This window comes from Embleya sp. NPDC059237 (assembly GCF_042754105.1).
Lineage (GTDB): Bacteria > Actinomycetota > Actinomycetes > Streptomycetales > Streptomycetaceae > Embleya.
This window is the reverse complement of the sequence record NZ_JBHZAE010000017.1, coordinates 129966-145210: the sequence shown is the minus strand read 5'-3', so window position 1 is coordinate 145210 and position 15245 is coordinate 129966. Positions and strand designations below refer to the sequence as shown.

Below are 15245 nucleotides of genomic sequence, written 5' to 3'. Positions count from 1 at the left end.
GCCGAGGATCGGCCCGCGGCGGGGGTTGGGGTCAGGGGGATCGGGGTGGGCGGGCGGGAGTGGTGAGGATGCCGTTGAGCAAGACCTCGATGGCCCACGCGTCGCGTTCGTCGCCGGAGCCTTCGGTGAGGGTGGGGCGCATGGCGACCAGATGGGGGTATTCGGTCGCGGACAGGCGGGCGAAGGTTTCGTTCATTTCGGCCACCGTGCTCTCCTCCGTTTGGCCCCGTTCGCCCTTGGCGGCGTAGGCGGACTGTTCGGTCGCGGCGGCGGTGATGTACAGGTTGATCAGGTCCAGGGCGAGCGAGCGGGTGAGGTCGTCGATGTCCGCGCCGGCCAGCAGGGCCAGGATCGTGTCGGCGAGAGCCAGGGCGTTGGGGCCGGTCGGGACGTCGCCCAGGGCCACCGACGCGATGCCGCGCCGGTCGCCGAGGACGGTCACGGCGTTGCCGATCAGCGTGGCCAGCTCCGCCCGCCAGTGCGGCACCGGCGCGCCGACCGGCCCGACGGCGGGCAGCGGGATCTCGCCCACCACCCGGTCGTAGACCAGCGCCAGTAGTTCGTCCCGGTTCGCCACATAGACGTACAGCGACGCCGCGCCCGTGTCGAGCGCCTGGGCGACCCGCCGCATGGTCACCGCGTCCAGCCCGTCCGCGTCCAGGATCGCGAGCGCGGCGGACACGAGCGCGTCGGCGCTGAGTGCGGCCTTGGCCGGGCGGGTGCGGCGGCTGACCGGGGCGGCGGGGGCGGACCGTCGAGGTGCGCCGGGAGGGTTCGACATGGTCCGAGCATAACGCCTTGACGGAACACTGTTCGGAACGTACGTTGTTCGTAACGAACGTCGTTCGCTCGGATTGCGCGGGCCCCTGGCCGACGCGCCACGGCGGCCCCATACATATGCAAGGACTTCGATCACCATGACCACCCTCGTCACCGGCGCCCGCGGCAGTGTCGCCCGCGGCGTTGTCACCCGCCTTCTCGCCGCCGGCCGCGACGTCCGGATCGCGAGCAGCGACCCGACCGCCCTCGCCCCGCCCCCCGGCGTCGAAGCCGTTCGGCTGTCGCTGCGCGAGCCCGCCGCCGACGCCGCCGCCGCGCTGCGCGACGTGCACAACGTCTTCCTCTACGCCGAGGCGGCCGGCATCGCCGACTTCCTGGCGGCCGCGCGCACCGCCGGCGTCCGGCACATCGTGCTGCTGTCCTCGGCCGCCGCCGCCGCGCCCGACCCCGCCGCCAACCCGCTCGCCGCGAGCCACCACGCGGTCGAGGTCGCCGTCGCCGAATCCGGCCTCCCGTACACGGTGTTGCGCCCCGGCGCGTTCGCCGGCAACACGATCGGTTGGAAGTACCAGGTGCTCGGTGCCGGCGGCATCCAACTCCCTTATCCCGATGCCCAGTCGGCCCCGATCCACGAAGACGACATCGCCGACGTCGCCACCGCCGTGCTGCTGTCCGGCGACCACCTCGGCGAAACGCTGGACCTCAACGGCCCCGAATCGATGTCCTTCGCCGAGCAGATCGCGATCCTGTCCGATGTCCTCGGCCACGCGCTGCCGTTCGCCGAGGTGAGCCGCGAGGAGGCGCTGGCGGGGCTGACCCGGCACATGAACGAGGGCTACGCCAACGCCCTTCTCGACCTGTGGCAGCACGCCGTCGACCCCGAGCCCGTCTCCGGCACCACCGAGGCGATCACCGGCCGGCCCGGGCGCAGATTCCGCGCCTGGGTCCTGGACCACCGCGAGGACTTCGCCGAACTCGCCGCCCCGCGCCGGTAAGTCCCCTGCGCAGAGCCCGATATGGGCACAGACCCACCGGTCGGACGGACATTCCGCCCGACCGGTGCACGCTTTGGTGGGGTTCTCGCTCCCACGTTCCCCACGGGGCCTCCGTGCTGTCTACCCTGCTGTCCAGACCGGCCGTTTACCGAACTCTGGACGCACATGACCGTCGCGCTTCACACCGGCGCGGGTGCCGCAATTGAGGTACGCCGCGCACTCCAGGCTGATGAAGCCAGGGACGTGCCCGCCCATACGTGGGTCGGCCCGATCGTCCGGGTCCGCCCGCAGGGCGAACGGCACTACGAGGACGTCGCGTACATCGACGCGGCGCCCACCGACGGCATGGGCAGCTCCCCCTCGCGGCATCTGGTCCTGTGGGCCGACCGCGCCCGCCGACAGCGGATCGCCGCGGTGGGGACCTACTCCGCCGCGCCCGACTACGCGGTCTACAGCATCACCGGACCGGCCGGGGAGCACCTGGCGACGGTGCACCGCGAGCAGGGCAGCATCCGTCGACTGCGCCGCACGTCCTGGACGATCCGCCCGGCCGAGGGGCCGACGCTGCACGCGGCCAAGGGAACCACGTTCGGCTGGATCGCGTGGTGGGCGCTGTCCCCGCTGTGGGGGCTGATGATGGCCGTGGCCGTACTGGGCGGCAAGGCACCGAGGTTGCCGCTGCGCACCATCTGGCGCCACGACGGCAGGCGCGTGTTCGAATACCTGGGCAGCGTCGGCACCACGGACTCCTACGAGTTGCCGCCGGGCCACACCGACTGCCGGATACTCCTGGCCCTCGCGGCCCTGCACAACAGCCACCCGGGCTGGTACGACCGCCTGTAGGGCGTGGCCCGGTCCGGGAACCGTCCTCAGGCGTCGGTCGGTTCGGGGGCGGGTGTCCACGCGGCGACCAGGTCCAGCAGGCCCGGGAAGCGGTGGTCCAGGTCGTCGACGCGGACGTGGCTGCGGCGTTCCAGGCCGTACTGGCGCTGCCGGATCAGGCCGGCCTCGCGCAGGGCGCGGAAGTGGTGGGTGAGCGAGGACTTGGGTTGGCCGAGGCCGAACCAGCCGCACGTGTGGTCGAACTCGGTCGAGTCCAGGAGCAGCGTGCGCACGATGCCCATCCGGAGCGGGGTGCTCAGCGCGCCCATGACCGCTTCGAGGCGCAACTCCCCGACCGCGGGCTCCGGCAGCGGCTCGGGGGCGTCGTCGGGGACCGGGCGGACGACCGCGTTGTGGGCCACTGGGCATCTCTCCTCGCCATGGGCGGCCGGCGCCGGCCGCTGCTGTACGAGTTGCATCGTACTGCACTTCATGTTCGAATCGACTCGTACAGTCAGTACGACTCGATTCGTACAGCCGTGTCCTGGGGGTTCCATGTCACCGACCGAGGTCCGCCATGCGCCGATGCCCACCGCGCCCACCTCCGCCCCGTACCCGTCGCCGCCCGTGTCGCCCGCCCGGATCCGGCTCGCCGCCTGGCCGGTGACCGCCGTCTTCGTGCTCTCCAACGCGGCGACCCCGCTCTATGTCGTCTGGCGGCGCGAACTCGGTTTCTCCTCCGGCACGTCGACCGTGATCTTCGCGGCCTATATCGTCGGCCTGCTCGGCGCGCTCACCGTCGCCGGCGCGCTCTCCGACCGGATCGGCCGCAAGCCGGTACTGTTGCCCGCCCTCGCTCTGGCCGCGCTCGCGTGCCTCGTCTTCGCCACCGCCGCCTCGGTGCCCGCGCTCGTCGTCGCGCGCCTGCTCACCGGCATCGCCGTCGGCGCGACCGTGTCGGCCGGGATGGCCGCGGTCGCCGACGTCGCCGGGTCGACGCACCGGCGGCTCGGGGCGTTGGCGGCCTCGTCCGCGATGGTGCTCGGCGCCGGGCTCGGGCCGATGCTCGCGGGCGTGTTGTCCGAGACCGTGGCCGGGCCGACCACCACCGTGTTCGTGGTCGAGGCGGTGCTGCTCGCCACGGCGTTCGTGGTCGTGTACCGGTTGCCGCTCGCCCGACCGGCCGCCGCGCCCGCCACCGCCCGGTGGTTCCGCGTGCCGTCCGTGCCCGCCGCGAATCGCGGCCAACTGCTCCTTGGTATCGCGGTGTTCGCGCCCGGCATCACGGCCACCTCGTTCGTGCTCTCGCTCGGCCCCGCCCTCCTGGCCGACCTCCTCGACACGTCGAGCCGGATCGTCGCGGGCTCCACGGCGTTCGTGATGTTCGCCGCCGCGACCGGCGTGCAGTTCGCGGTGCGCCGGTGGGCGGTTCGCACGGTGCTGCTCGCCGGGGCCGCCGCGATCGCCGCCGGCATGATCGTGTTGATCGCCGCCGTATACCTCGCGTCTGCACCCCTGTTGATCACGGCCGCGATCCTCGCCGGCGCCGGTCAGGGCCTCGGCCAACTCGGCGGCCTCACCCTCCTCGGCACGCATGTCCCGCGCGAGCGCGCCGCCGAGGCCAACGCGTCGCTGAACATGGGCGGTTACCTGCCCGCCGGCCTGCTCCCGGTCGCCGTCGGCTACCTGAGCGACGCGGTGGGCCTGCGTACCGGAACCACGACTTTCGCGATCGTCCTGATCGGCGCGGCCACCGTCGCGGCGACCCTGGTGCTGACCAACCGCGCGGCAGCAGAGCGCAGTTGAGGTCGAGACCCGGCGCGATCGGCCGACACGTCCGTGCGGAAACACCCTCGACTGCCCCAGGATTTCCATTACTTGACCCGAATCCGGTTGGTTCCCTCGCGCATCGAACGTAGGTTGGTCGGCGTCGTTCGATCACTACGGGGGCAGTGGCGCGCGGCGGCCGCGAGTGGGCCGCCCCGCATCGAACGGGCGGGCGCGCCTCGCGTCGGCCTCGGCGACCTCGGTTCGCCTTCTCCCGGAACGTCGTACGCACACGACGTCCTACGGGGAGGCGATCGGGGATGGGCAAGACGAAGACCGGCCCGAAAGGTGGCAATTCGGGCGCCTCGGGCACCGGCCACGACACGACCAAGCCGAGCGGCGGAGCGCCGACCGCGACCGTGCCCAAGGCACCCAAACGTCCCGGCGGCGACACCGGCGGCGACACCGGCGGCGCCCCCGGCGGCCCGCCGGCGACCACCACCACCAAGACCGGCGCGCCCGCCGGACCACCGCCCAGGGGCGGCAACGGCTTCAGCCACAAGCCGGAACACGTGGAGTCCGGCGCCCGGGGCATCGACGCCTCCGCCGCCCGGATCGAGGCCGCGCACACGAAGTTGAGCGGCGTACTCCAGGCCAAGGGTTCGTTCTGGAACAAGGACAGCCTGGGCCAGACCTTCGGCAAGGTCTTCGAGCCGCTGTCCACCGGCCATTCCCGGGCCGGCGGGGCGCTCCAGCAGGCGGTCGCCAAGACCGCCGGGAACGTGCGGGTCAGCGCCAAGAAGACGGCCGCCACCGAGGAGGCCAACCTCAAGAAGTTCGGGCAGCGCATCGACGGCGACCCGAAGAAGATCGGCGACGCCGAGCGCGACGGCAAGGGCCCGTCGGGCAACGCCGCGCAAAAGCCCGGCTCGAACCGCACCCCGGTGTACTTCGTCGACGAGAACGGCCGGGTCCACCAATTGGTGAACGGCCAACTCGTGCCGGTCACCCCCGGAGGCACGAACAGCGGCATCGACCGGGTGCTCAATCCGGACGGCACGATCAGGGTCAACATCAAGACCGACGACGACGGCAATCCCGAACTCACCCCCAAGGGAAAACCGAAACGGGTCCCGGTGCCGGGTGGCAAGGGGAGATACGACCGGTTCGCGAAGCAGGAGCAGGCGGACAACAACGACGGCGCCGGTCCGCGCACTCCCGTGCAATCGCAGCGCCTGGAACACCCCACGGATCTGTCCCAGGCGGTGGAGGACGTGCGCCGGGCGGGCAACGACTACGGCGGGAACAACTATGCGTCGCTGTACTATCGGGACCCTTCCGGACAAGCCGCCGGCGACTTCATCCTGGTGGGCAGCAGCGGCCAGAACGGCGGTCACTCGGAACGAGCGATCGGGTTGCCGATGGTGCACAACGGCATGCAGAACGACGTGACCCGGCTGTATACCGAACGTGCGCCCTGCCAGGTTTTCCCGCGGACCGGCGGGGCCGGCTGCGACCTGTGGGTCGACATGCATCTCAACGGCCCGGGGCGCAGCTCCCCGCTGGAGGTCGGTCACGTCGCGGACTTCGATTCGAGTCGGCTCGACGGGGCGGACCGCAACGGGCCGTTCAACCTGTACATGTTCGACTTGGAGCAGCAGCACCAGGCCGGCAACACGAGTCCGCTCGCCGGTGTATACACGTACCGGTATCCCTGAGGCCGACGCTGGAGTAACGGATGATCTTCGACATCGACCGGGGCCGGCTCCTGGAGGCGTTTCCCGAGCGACGGGTCGTGCGTGCCTCGCGCGCCGCACTCGCCGAGGTGGAGGGTCGGGCCGAGGATCTGGACTTCCTGTGCGACGTGGGCCTGCCGCAGGGGCTGTTCCAGATCGCCCCCGCGCTGGCCGGCGAGGAAGGCGCGCAACTGTCGCGGCTGCTGGATCTCGGCGATCCGGACGAGGGTGTGGACCTGCCCGAGCTGGACGGCGTCGGCCCGGTACTCCTGCTGGGCGGAATCCAGTACTGGTACGTCTTCCTGCACCTGGAGACCGGCCGGATCCACGCATTTCCCGAGGACGGGTCGGACTACTGCACGATCAACGGGGATCTGTCCTCGTTGTGCACCATGTTGTGCCTGCTGGAACAGGAGACCCCGCGCACGGCACCGGGAACCCGGGGCCCGAGCAACGACGAATACGCGCACGTGGCCGACTCCATTCGAGCGCGGGTCGAGCCACACGATCCGCTTCCCTATCAGGGGGACAGCCTGTGGGTCTTTTATTTCGGGTCGTACACCGACGGCCTGTATCCACTGAGCTGAGCGATCGAGCCGAGCGATCGGGAAGGAAACCCGCACCACCATGAACGTCGACCTCTCCGCCGCCCTCCACCAGCGCTTCGGCCGGGACGGGCTGCGCACGTACGCGTCGCCGGACCTCGACGGCCTGCCGCTGCCCGTGCAGGTCGGCGCGTACTTCATCGCCGCGGAGGACGAACACCCGCTCACCATGGGGGCGTTCGCCGACGCGGTGGGTGAGGTGCTGCCCGATGCCGAGCTTCGGGACCGGGTTCGGCTCGGGACCGACCAGGGGGCGGAGCTGTACGTCGCCGGCGACGGGTCGGTGCGAGCCCTGTTCCTCGGCGTCGACCTGCCCGCGATGGCCGTGGCGAGCAGTGTGGAGGCGTTCGCCGAAGGGTTGTTGACGCTCGATCAGATGTTGCCCCGGATCGCCGCCGTGGACGAGCCGATGGAGGGGTTCCCGCTGTACCGGGAGCTGCGCGAGGCGTTGACGGCGGCCGATCCCGCCGCGTTCGTCGAGCGCGAGGCGTGGTGGCCCAGGGTCCTGGACGACGTGCGACTGCCGCTGAACATCGGCAGTTCGGCCGCCTTCGAGATCGTGGACGCCGGCGGCGAACCGAAGATCCTGACCGAGTCGTCGCGCCCGGGGCTGCCGCATCCGGAGGAACTGCTGTGGTATCGGCTGGCGGCCGGGGGAGTGGACGCCGAGGACGTTCGGCGGGTCTACTGCGAACTCGAACCCTGCCTGATGCCCGGCCACTACTGCGCGCTCTGGATGGGTCGCCTGTTTCCCGACGCCGAGTTCACCCACGGCTTCGGCTACGGGGAGAGCGCGCAGTCCCGGGAGGACGGCGTACGGGCGCTGATGACGCACATCGCCGAGCAGGCGGGAAACCGCTGACGGAGCGCCACACCGACCGGGCACGGTACGGGCGGCACACAGCGGTACGAGCGGTGGGAATCGGGGGACGGAGACCGTGGTCGACCAGGACGGGCATCGGCTGCCGCACATGACGGGTGGGCGACACCTCGCCGCCCGCGCGCTGCTCGGGTGGCTCGACGATCCGCGCTCGCCCCGGTTGTGTCTGGTCGGCGGCTCGCCGGGGGCGGGCAAGTCGCACCTGCTGGCCTGGCTGTACGCGGCCACTGCCGGGCAGGACACGCCGCCCGCACGCCGACTGCACGCGTTCGTCCCGGCCGGCGGATCGACGCTGCCCGGGGTCACCGTCGAACTGGCGCGACACCTGGGGGTCGCGGCCAGGACCCCCCGCCACCTCGTGGCCTGGGCGGCCCTGGACCCCCGGCGCACGGTGATCACGATCGCCGATCTCGACCACGCGGGCGTGCCGGGTCGCCCCGGGGAGGGCGCCCGGATCGTCACCGACCTGCTCGACCCGCTGCTCGACCTGCCGCACGTACGGCTGCTCGTGGAGTGCGCGGACGCCGCGACCCGGGCCGCGTTCACCCGGGTGGCCGGGCCGGCCGCGCTGGATCTGGACGAACCCAGGTGGACCCATCCGGGCCGGTTCGCCCGCTGGTACGCCGAACTGCTCGCCGCCGCGCCGGGCACGGCGCCGCCCGACGCCGATGTCGCCTACCCGCACCCCGGCCTGGCCCGGCTCGCCGCGCGGGTGGACGGGGCCTCGGCGTCGCCCGGTTCGCCCGCCTCGGCGGTCTCGGCGGTCTCGGCGGTCGACCCGGGCGGCACGACGGAGCGGTTCGCCCGGATCCACCGGGCGTGGTGGGCGGGCCTGGGTGAGGACGTGCGCTCGGCCGTGGCCGCCCTGTACGGCCTCGACCTGCCGCTGACCGCCCGGCAGTGGGCGATCGCCTGTTCGACCCTGTATCCGGGCCCGGTGCCGGGCCCCGGCGGCGCCGCTACGGATGCGCCGATCGCGGCGGCGACCCGTGCGCTGCCCCCGCTGCTCGACGGCGGCGACACCTGGGCGCTGCCGGCCGGGCCGCTCGCCGACTTCGTGGCAGGGCAGCGCCGGGAATGCCGCGATCCCGGCCGGGCGGCCCGGGTGCACGCGGCACTGCGGCGGGACGCGGACGCGGGCATCGTGGACCTGGCCGCGCTCTACGAGGCGGGCGAGGAGCGGTTGTCGGCGATCCTGGAGCACAGCGTGCGGATCGGGGACGCGGCGGCGCTCGCGGTCGACCCGATCGTGCAGGCGCTGGCCCGGCCGCACGTGGTGGCCGGCGCACTGGTGGCCACCGGGCAGTGGGCGGACCCGGCGCAGGCGGCGTTTCGCGGCGCGTACGGCACGCTGGTCGCGGAGCCCGCGCCGGGGGTGCGGGCGGCCCTGCTCGCGATGCACCGACTCGGCCGCGACGACGACGCCGCGCGCCGACTCGCGGCCCGGGCCGCGGCGCCGGGCTGGCGGGCCGAGTGGGCCCGGTGGGGCGAGGGCGACCCACAGCGGCCCGACCGGTGGCCGGGACCGGTGCTCGCCGCCGCATCCGGCCGCGGGGCGCTGGCGGGACAGGCGCTCCTCGTGGACGACACCGGCACGATCCGCACCGTGCGCGGCGCCGACGGCGGCATCGTCGGCCGGGTCGGCGCCTCCTTCGGGCCGATTCCGCTGCGCGCGCTCGCGAGCACCTACGGCGGCCGGGTGGCCACGCTGAACCGATGGGGCGGCGTGGACGTCCTGGACGCGGCCTACCACGGCCCGCGCGGCGCGCTCGAGGCCGGATTCCAGCGCCTGGTCAACACCTGCGGGGCCGAGCCGACCGTGCTGTGCGCACACCCGCTGCCCGCGCTCGGCGACGCCGAGGGCGCGGTGTGGTGCTACGCCCCGGCGCCGACCTCGGCATCGGCCCCGGCCGGCGACGAGCCACCGCCGCGCGGCGTGTTCTCCGCGCCGCTGCACACCGGCCCGGTCACCGCGCTGGGCGCGGTCCGCACTGGCACCGCCGGAGCGCCGACGCTGGTGATCAGCGGCGGACGCGACGGCCGGGTGCGGATGTGGAGCCCGGGCGCCGAGCCGGGCCCGGACGCGCTGGACGCGCGCGCCGCCCCGGTGACCGCGCTCGCCTGCGAACAGACCACCGAGGGCCTGCTGATCGCGGTGGCGTGGGCGGACGGCCCGGTCCGACTGCGCCGACCGGGCGACGACACGACGGTGGACCTGAACCCGGGTCTGCCGGTGACCGGGATCGCGATGTCGGTGGAGGGCCACATCGTGCTGGGCACGGCCGCGGGGGTGATCGGACTGCGCCTCGAACGACCCGCCGGATGACGGTTGTTCGCATGTTCGGCGCAGGCGTGGGACGGGCCGACCGGGCCCGAAAAGCATGTACAAGGCCGGAATCGGTGCGTAGCGTCGACAGGACGCGCCCCGCCGGCTCGGGCGTGGGCGACGACGACGGGGGTCGACTGTGGGCATCACCGTACCGGGCTATCTGGACACGGCACTGGACGTCATCGGGATCGACTGGCCCAATCTCGACGAGGACGAGTTCAAGGAACTGGCGGTCGCCTACCGCGAGTTCGCGGACGAGATCGACGAGGCGCGGGCCGACGGCAAGAACGGCGCGGCGTGGATCCTCTCCGGCACCAGCGGGATGGCCGCCGAGGCGTTCGAGGCGCACTACGGCAAGCTGAACAACGAGCATCTGCACGACCTGGCCGAGGGCGCCCGGATGTTGGCCAAGGCGCTGGACGCGGCGGCGGTGGTGATCGAGGTGGCCAAGGGCAGAGCCATCGCCCAACTGATCATCCTGGCCGATGCGATCGCCGCCGCCGCGGCTGCGGCCACCTTCACCTTCGGCCTGTCCGCGATCGCCGGCCTTGCCGAGGTCGGTATCGTGCGCACCGCGGTCAAACGCATCTTCAAGGAACTCGAGGAAGAGCTGATGGCCCGGGTGATCGAGATCGCCACCGCACCCGCCGTGGCCGCCCTCGAAGGCACCGCCAACGAACTGCTGTCCCAACTGGTGGAGAACGAACTCGGCGCGCGCAACGGCTACGACCTGGACGCCGCGATCGACGCCGGCAAGCAGAGCGGCCGGGACGCCATGCCGACCGCGTCCAGCATCGTCACCACGCTGAACCCGGTGGCCTGAACAGGGCGGCCCGAACCGGCTCGTATCGGCGGCCTGCACGGGTGACCCGAACCGGCCGCCCCGACCCGCCGGCGCGCGTCCGAACGCCCGTTCGTGCGTCTTGACTTCGTGCCGCTCCGTCGGGATCCTGCCGGCGGGGCGGCATCGTCACACCGCGCCCTGCCGCAACCACCGAGAGGAACCGCGGATGAGTCGCGACCAGGGCGGGGCGTACGCGTCGGCGTATCGGCGAAGCCTCGACGACCCCGACGGATTCTGGTTGGCGGCGGCCGAGGCGATCGACTGGATCACCCCGCCCACCCGGGCCCTGGACGACTCCGCCGCGCCGCTGTACCGCTGGTTCCCCGACGGCGTGCTGAACACCTGCTTCAACGCCCTGGACCGGCACGTGGCGGCCGGCCGCGGCGACCAGGCGGCCATCGTGTACGACTCGCCCGTCACCGACACCCGGCGCCGGTTGAGCTACGCCGAACTCCTCGACCTGACCGCGAGGTTCGCCGGCGTGTTGCGCGGCCTCGGGGTCGCCGGGGGCGATCGGGTCGTGCTCTACCTTCCGATGGTGCCCGAGGCGGTGGTGGCGATGCTCGCCTGCGCCCGGCTCGGCGCGGTGCACTCCGTGGTGTTCGGCGGATTCGCCGCCCACGAGTTGGCGGTGCGGATCGACGACGCCCGGCCCACCGTGGTGGTGGCCGCGTCCTGCGGCATCGAGCCGACCCGCACCATCGCCTACAAACCGCTCGTGGACGCCGCCCTGGCCGAGGCCACACACCGCCCGGACCACGTGGTGATCCTGCAACGCCCACAGCTCACCGCCGAGTTGACGGACACCGACCTCGACTGGGACACCGCGATGGCGAGCGCCGAGCCGGTCGCGTGTGTGCCGGTGGCGGCCACCGACCCGCTCTACATCCTCTACACCTCCGGCACCACCGGCCCGCCCAAGGGCATCGTCCGGGACAACGGCGGGCACGCGGTGGCGCTGCGCTGGTCGATGGAGAACATCTACGGCGTGCGGCCGGGCGAGGTGAGCTGGACCGCCTCCGACGTGGGCTGGGTGGTCGGCCACTCGTACATCGTCTACGCGCCGCTGCTCACCGGTTGCACCTCCGTGCTGTACGAGGGCAAACCGGTCGGCACCCCCGACGCGGGCGCGTTCTGGCGGGTGGCCGCCGAGCACCGGACCACGATGCTGTTCACCGCGCCGACCGCGTTTCGCGCGATCCGCAAGGCGGACCCGGAGGGGAAGCTGCTCGCCGGACACGATCTGTCCGCCCTGCGCGCCCTGTTCCTGGCCGGCGAGCGCCTCGACCCGGAGACCTACCGCTGGGCCGGCGACCTGCTCGGCGTGCCCGTGGTGGACAACTGGTGGCAGACCGAGACCGGATGGCCGATCGTGGCCGACCCGATCGGCCTGGAGCCGCAACCGACCCGGCCCGGCTCGCCGACCCTGCCGGTACCCGGCTACGATGTGCGGATCCTGGACCCGGACGGCGTCGAGATGCCGCCCGGCACGGACGGATCCGTGGTGCTCAAACTGCCCATGCCGCCGGGCACGTTGACCGGCCTGTGGGGCGACGACGCGCGTTATGTCGCCTCCTACCTGACCGCCTTCCCCGGCCACTACCTCACCGGCGACGGCGGACGCAAGGACGCCGACGGCTACGTCTACGTGATGGGCCGCACCGACGACGTGATCAACGTGGCCGGACACCGGCTGTCCACCGGCTCGATGGAGGAGGTCCTGGCGGGCCATCCGGACGTGGCGGAGTGCGCGGTGATCGGGGTGGCCGACGAGCTCAAGGGCCAGGTGCCGCGCGGCCTGGTCGTGCTCAAGGCCGGCGTGGACCGGGAACCGGCCGAGGTGGCCGAGGAGTTGGTTCGCCGGGTGCGGGACACCATCGGCGCGGTGGCCGCGCTGCGTCGGGTGGACGTGGTCCCCGCGCTGCCCAAGACCCGGTCCGGCAAGATCCTGCGCCGCACGATGCGCGACATCGCCGACGGCAAACGACCCGAACCGCCGTCCACGATCGAGGATCCCGCCGTACTCGACGCCCTGCGGCCGACGCTCGTCGACGAGTAGGACACCGCGGATCCGGGGTGCGGCGCGATCAGTTCGCGTAGGACGCGGGCGGCGGCGACTGCGGGCCCAGCGGCACGGCCAGCCAGGTGTCGTACAACCGCTGCCACGACCCGTCGCGCTTCATCCGCTCCAGCAGCCCGTTGGCGAAGCGTACGAAGTCCTCGTGCGCCAACGGGAAGGCCATGCCGTGCGGTTCGTCGCTGAACGCCGGCCCGACCACGACGGTGTCCGAGTCCTGCGCACGAAGTCCGTGCAGCAGCGCGGAGGTCGTCGAGATCGCGTCCACCTCGCCCTGCTGCAACGCGACCAGGCAGTCCGTCCAGTTCTCCACCGCGTAGGGCAGCACGCCCGCCGGATCGTCGCGCAGGAACACGATCGAGGTGGTCGCCCGCACCGTACACACCCGCCTGCCGCGCAGATCGGCGAGCGAATGCACATCGGAGTCGCTGCGGACCAGCACCCGCTGGCCGTCGGTGTAGTAGTCGCTGCTGAACGCCACCTCGTGCTTGCGCTCGCACGTGATGGTCATCGTGTCGATCACCACGTCGACCACCCCGGACCGGAGCACCTCGGGCCGCTGGGCCTGGGTGATCACCTTGTACCGGATGCGCGCGGGGTCGTCGGGGCCGCCGAAGATCGCCTGCGCGAGGGACTTGGCCATCTCGATGTCGAAGCCCTGGATCCGGCCGCTGCGCCGATCCAACTCGGCGAAGTAGCGGGTGTTCTGGTCCACCCCGACGATCAGGTAGCCGCGCCGCTGGACGGTCTCCATCGTGGACCCCGCCGGCATGCGACCGCCGGCGGGCAGCGGGTCGGGCGGGGTGAGGCTCCGGCGCGGGTCGCACGGCGCGGCGGTGGACGGTTTCGGGTAGTCGTCCGGGCCGGCCGGATGTGCTCCCGAGACGATCGGTTCGGCGGCGGTACGGACCTCCGCCGGCGGCGCGCCCGACGAGCCGGTACAGGCGGCCAGCGTGGCGGCCAGGGCGACGGCGGCTGCCGCGGTCGCCGTGCGGTGGGCTCCCCAGTGCATGCCACTCCCCGTGGGCCGGTGTTCCCGAGTGCCGGTGCGGTCCGATTATCGATCGGATCCGCCGGAAATCGGGACCGGCTACCCAAATAATGGGGGGTTCCCTCGGTGTGATCGATCAACTTTGGAGCGCGTGTGACCAGCTATGGCATCACCGGGCACATCAGCCTCGCGGCGGGAACGGCGCCCTTGGTCGACCGTGCGCTCCGCGATCTGCTCGCCGGTGTCGCGGCGGACGAACTGGTCGGCTACAGCTGCCTGGCGGCCGGTGCGGACGCGATCTTCGCCCGGGCCGTGCTCGACCTGGGCGGCCGGCTGGTGGTGTTGCTGCCGTCTGCCGACTACGGCGAGTCCAGGGTCGGCGCGGCCTATCGCACGACCTTCGACCACCTGTTGGCGGAGGCCGACGAGGTTCGGGTGATGCCGTACCCCCACGCCTCGCGGGACGCCTACGCGGCGGCCAACGAGAACCTGATTGCGGCGGCCGACGTGCTCTTCGCCGTCTGGGACGGCCGGCCCGACGACAACCGGGGCAGCACCGCCGAAGCGGTGACCCGGGCCCGCGCGGCCGGCAAGCAGGTCCACGTGGTGTGGCCCACGGGCGCGGCCCGCGCCTGAACGGGCGGGGACGGTGAGGGAGTTGCCCACGATGGTCGACCGAATGTTCGAGCATGGCGGGTGGAGCGGTACACCTGACCCATGAAGACTTCCGGGTCGACTCCCATCTCCGTCGGCGTCCACGAACTCGCCTTCCTGGCCGGTGGCCCCGGACGCGTGGTGGACACCACGATCGTCGGCCTGCGGGTCCGCGAACTGCTGCTCGTGGCCCGGGACGGCCGGTTGACCGCGACGGCGCGCGTGGGGGAGGGGCCGATCGAGGACACGATTCTGGCCCTGGTGCCGGCCGAGAGCGGGGCCGATCTCACCGAGGTACGGCTGACCGCGGCAGGGGCTCCGGCGATCCTCGCGGTGCGGGACGAACTGGTGGCGGTCGGACTGCTGCGGCGGGCGCCGCGACCGTTCGGTCGGCGGGTGGCGGCGGTGACGCCGGCCGGCGTGCGGTGCCTGGGGGCGGCGCGGAGGGAGTGGGGCCGGGTCGACTGGGCGGCGGAGGGCCCGCCGGATGTGATCGGCGGAGCGGCGCTGTTCGGGCGACGCGGGCTGCACGACGCCGAAACGGGCGCCGCCTTCCGTGTGTCCGACGCGCGGATCCGGCGGCTGCGGGAGGGGAAACGCGGCAAGCGCCCGGCGGACGAGGGTGGGCGGGAGATGTACGACCCGAGCAGCGGCTACAACTCCACGTTCCGGAACTACGACATTGGTAGCTACCCGGACACGTCGGGCAGTTGCGCCGGCTCGTACTGAGCCCGGAACCGAGTCCGCCGGTCGTCGGGTGGACGA

Annotated in this window: 14 protein-coding genes; 11 read left to right on the top strand and 3 right to left on the bottom strand. The window is 72.6% G+C overall.

Annotated elements, in window-relative coordinates; genetic code table 11:
- Positions 1–31: 31 nt before the first annotated feature.
- The gene (locus ACFXKZ_RS39260) at positions 32–781 is read right to left on the bottom strand and encodes a TetR/AcrR family transcriptional regulator (RefSeq protein ID WP_380008387.1); all 750 of its coding nucleotides are present in this window, start codon (positions 779–781) and stop codon (positions 32–34) included.
- A gap of 136 nt (positions 782–917) precedes the next feature.
- On the opposite strand from ACFXKZ_RS39260, the gene ACFXKZ_RS39255 reads away from it, so the two are divergent.
- Positions 918–1775: an SDR family oxidoreductase gene (locus ACFXKZ_RS39255; protein ID WP_380008384.1), complete on the top strand. Its 858-nt coding sequence runs from the start codon at positions 918–920 to the stop codon at positions 1773–1775.
- A 165-nt stretch (positions 1776–1940) separates the two neighbouring features.
- Positions 1941–2618 (top strand): hypothetical protein, encoded by a 678-nt coding sequence (locus ACFXKZ_RS39250; protein WP_380008381.1) that lies wholly within the window; start codon positions 1941–1943, stop codon positions 2616–2618.
- Positions 2619–2644: 26 nt separating this feature from the next.
- On the opposite strand, the gene ACFXKZ_RS39245 is transcribed toward ACFXKZ_RS39250, so the two are convergent.
- The gene (locus tag ACFXKZ_RS39245; RefSeq protein WP_380008378.1) at positions 2645–3019 is read right to left on the bottom strand and encodes an ArsR family transcriptional regulator; all 375 of its coding nucleotides are present in this window, start codon (positions 3017–3019) and stop codon (positions 2645–2647) included.
- Between the two features lie 133 nt (positions 3020–3152).
- On the opposite strand from ACFXKZ_RS39245, the gene ACFXKZ_RS39240 reads away from it, so the two are divergent.
- The 7 genes from ACFXKZ_RS39240 to ACFXKZ_RS39210 all read left to right on the top strand — a co-directional run bounded on the left by ACFXKZ_RS39240 (position 3153) and on the right by ACFXKZ_RS39210 (position 12817).
- On the top strand, positions 3153–4403 hold the full coding sequence (locus tag ACFXKZ_RS39240) for an MFS transporter (RefSeq protein WP_380008375.1): 1251 nt from the start codon (positions 3153–3155) through the stop codon (positions 4401–4403).
- Positions 4404–4684: 281 nt separating this feature from the next.
- Positions 4685–6082 (top strand): hypothetical protein, encoded by a 1398-nt coding sequence (locus tag ACFXKZ_RS39235; protein ID WP_380008372.1) that lies wholly within the window; start codon positions 4685–4687, stop codon positions 6080–6082.
- Positions 6083–6102: 20 nt separating this feature from the next.
- Positions 6103–6687, top strand: coding sequence for an SUKH-4 family immunity protein (locus ACFXKZ_RS39230; RefSeq protein ID WP_380008369.1), 585 nt, complete (start codon positions 6103–6105; stop codon positions 6685–6687).
- 40 nt (positions 6688–6727) lie between these two features.
- The gene (locus ACFXKZ_RS39225; protein WP_380008366.1) at positions 6728–7567 is read left to right on the top strand and encodes a nucleic acid/nucleotide deaminase domain-containing protein; all 840 of its coding nucleotides are present in this window, start codon (positions 6728–6730) and stop codon (positions 7565–7567) included.
- Between the two features lie 76 nt (positions 7568–7643).
- Positions 7644–9911: a hypothetical protein gene (locus tag ACFXKZ_RS39220; RefSeq protein ID WP_380008363.1), complete on the top strand. Its 2268-nt coding sequence runs from the start codon at positions 7644–7646 to the stop codon at positions 9909–9911.
- Positions 9912–10050: 139 nt separating this feature from the next.
- Positions 10051–10737, top strand: coding sequence for a hypothetical protein (locus ACFXKZ_RS39215; RefSeq protein WP_380008360.1), 687 nt, complete (start codon positions 10051–10053; stop codon positions 10735–10737).
- 187 nt (positions 10738–10924) lie between these two features.
- On the top strand, positions 10925–12817 hold the full coding sequence (locus ACFXKZ_RS39210) for a propionyl-CoA synthetase (protein WP_380008358.1): 1893 nt from the start codon (positions 10925–10927) through the stop codon (positions 12815–12817).
- Positions 12818–12845: 28 nt separating this feature from the next.
- Here ACFXKZ_RS39210 and ACFXKZ_RS39205 read toward each other — a convergent pair whose 3' ends face one another.
- A complete protein-coding gene (locus ACFXKZ_RS39205; RefSeq protein WP_380008355.1) occupies positions 12846–13847 on the bottom strand; it encodes a glutamate ABC transporter substrate-binding protein in 1002 nt (333 codons plus the stop codon).
- A gap of 132 nt (positions 13848–13979) precedes the next feature.
- Here ACFXKZ_RS39205 and ACFXKZ_RS39200 point away from each other — a divergent pair, with 132 nt between their 5' ends.
- A complete protein-coding gene (locus tag ACFXKZ_RS39200; RefSeq protein WP_380008352.1) occupies positions 13980–14462 on the top strand; it encodes a hypothetical protein in 483 nt (160 codons plus the stop codon).
- Between the two features lie 81 nt (positions 14463–14543).
- The gene (locus ACFXKZ_RS39195; protein ID WP_380008349.1) at positions 14544–15209 is read left to right on the top strand and encodes a TIGR04222 domain-containing membrane protein; all 666 of its coding nucleotides are present in this window, start codon (positions 14544–14546) and stop codon (positions 15207–15209) included.
- Positions 15210–15245: the final 36 nt, after the last annotated feature.

Excerpts from the sequence above, each read along its gene's own strand:
- ACFXKZ_RS39260 (WP_380008387.1), bottom strand. The coding sequence starts at position 781 with ATGTCGAACCCTCCCGGCGCACCTCGACGGTCCGCCCCCGCCGCCCCG.
- ACFXKZ_RS39255 (WP_380008384.1), top strand. The coding sequence starts at position 918 with ATGACCACCCTCGTCACCGGCGCCCGCGGCAGTGTCGCCCGCGGCGTT.
- ACFXKZ_RS39250 (WP_380008381.1), top strand. The coding sequence starts at position 1,941 with ATGACCGTCGCGCTTCACACCGGCGCGGGTGCCGCAATTGAGGTACGC.
- ACFXKZ_RS39240 (WP_380008375.1), top strand. The coding sequence starts at position 3,153 with ATGTCACCGACCGAGGTCCGCCATGCGCCGATGCCCACCGCGCCCACC.
- ACFXKZ_RS39235 (WP_380008372.1), top strand. The coding sequence starts at position 4,685 with ATGGGCAAGACGAAGACCGGCCCGAAAGGTGGCAATTCGGGCGCCTCG.
- ACFXKZ_RS39230 (WP_380008369.1), top strand. The coding sequence starts at position 6,103 with ATGATCTTCGACATCGACCGGGGCCGGCTCCTGGAGGCGTTTCCCGAG.
- ACFXKZ_RS39225 (WP_380008366.1), top strand. The coding sequence starts at position 6,728 with ATGAACGTCGACCTCTCCGCCGCCCTCCACCAGCGCTTCGGCCGGGAC.
- ACFXKZ_RS39210 (WP_380008358.1), top strand. The coding sequence starts at position 10,925 with ATGAGTCGCGACCAGGGCGGGGCGTACGCGTCGGCGTATCGGCGAAGC.
- ACFXKZ_RS39205 (WP_380008355.1), bottom strand. The coding sequence starts at position 13,847 with ATGCACTGGGGAGCCCACCGCACGGCGACCGCGGCAGCCGCCGTCGCC.
- ACFXKZ_RS39195 (WP_380008349.1), top strand. The coding sequence starts at position 14,544 with ATGAAGACTTCCGGGTCGACTCCCATCTCCGTCGGCGTCCACGAACTC.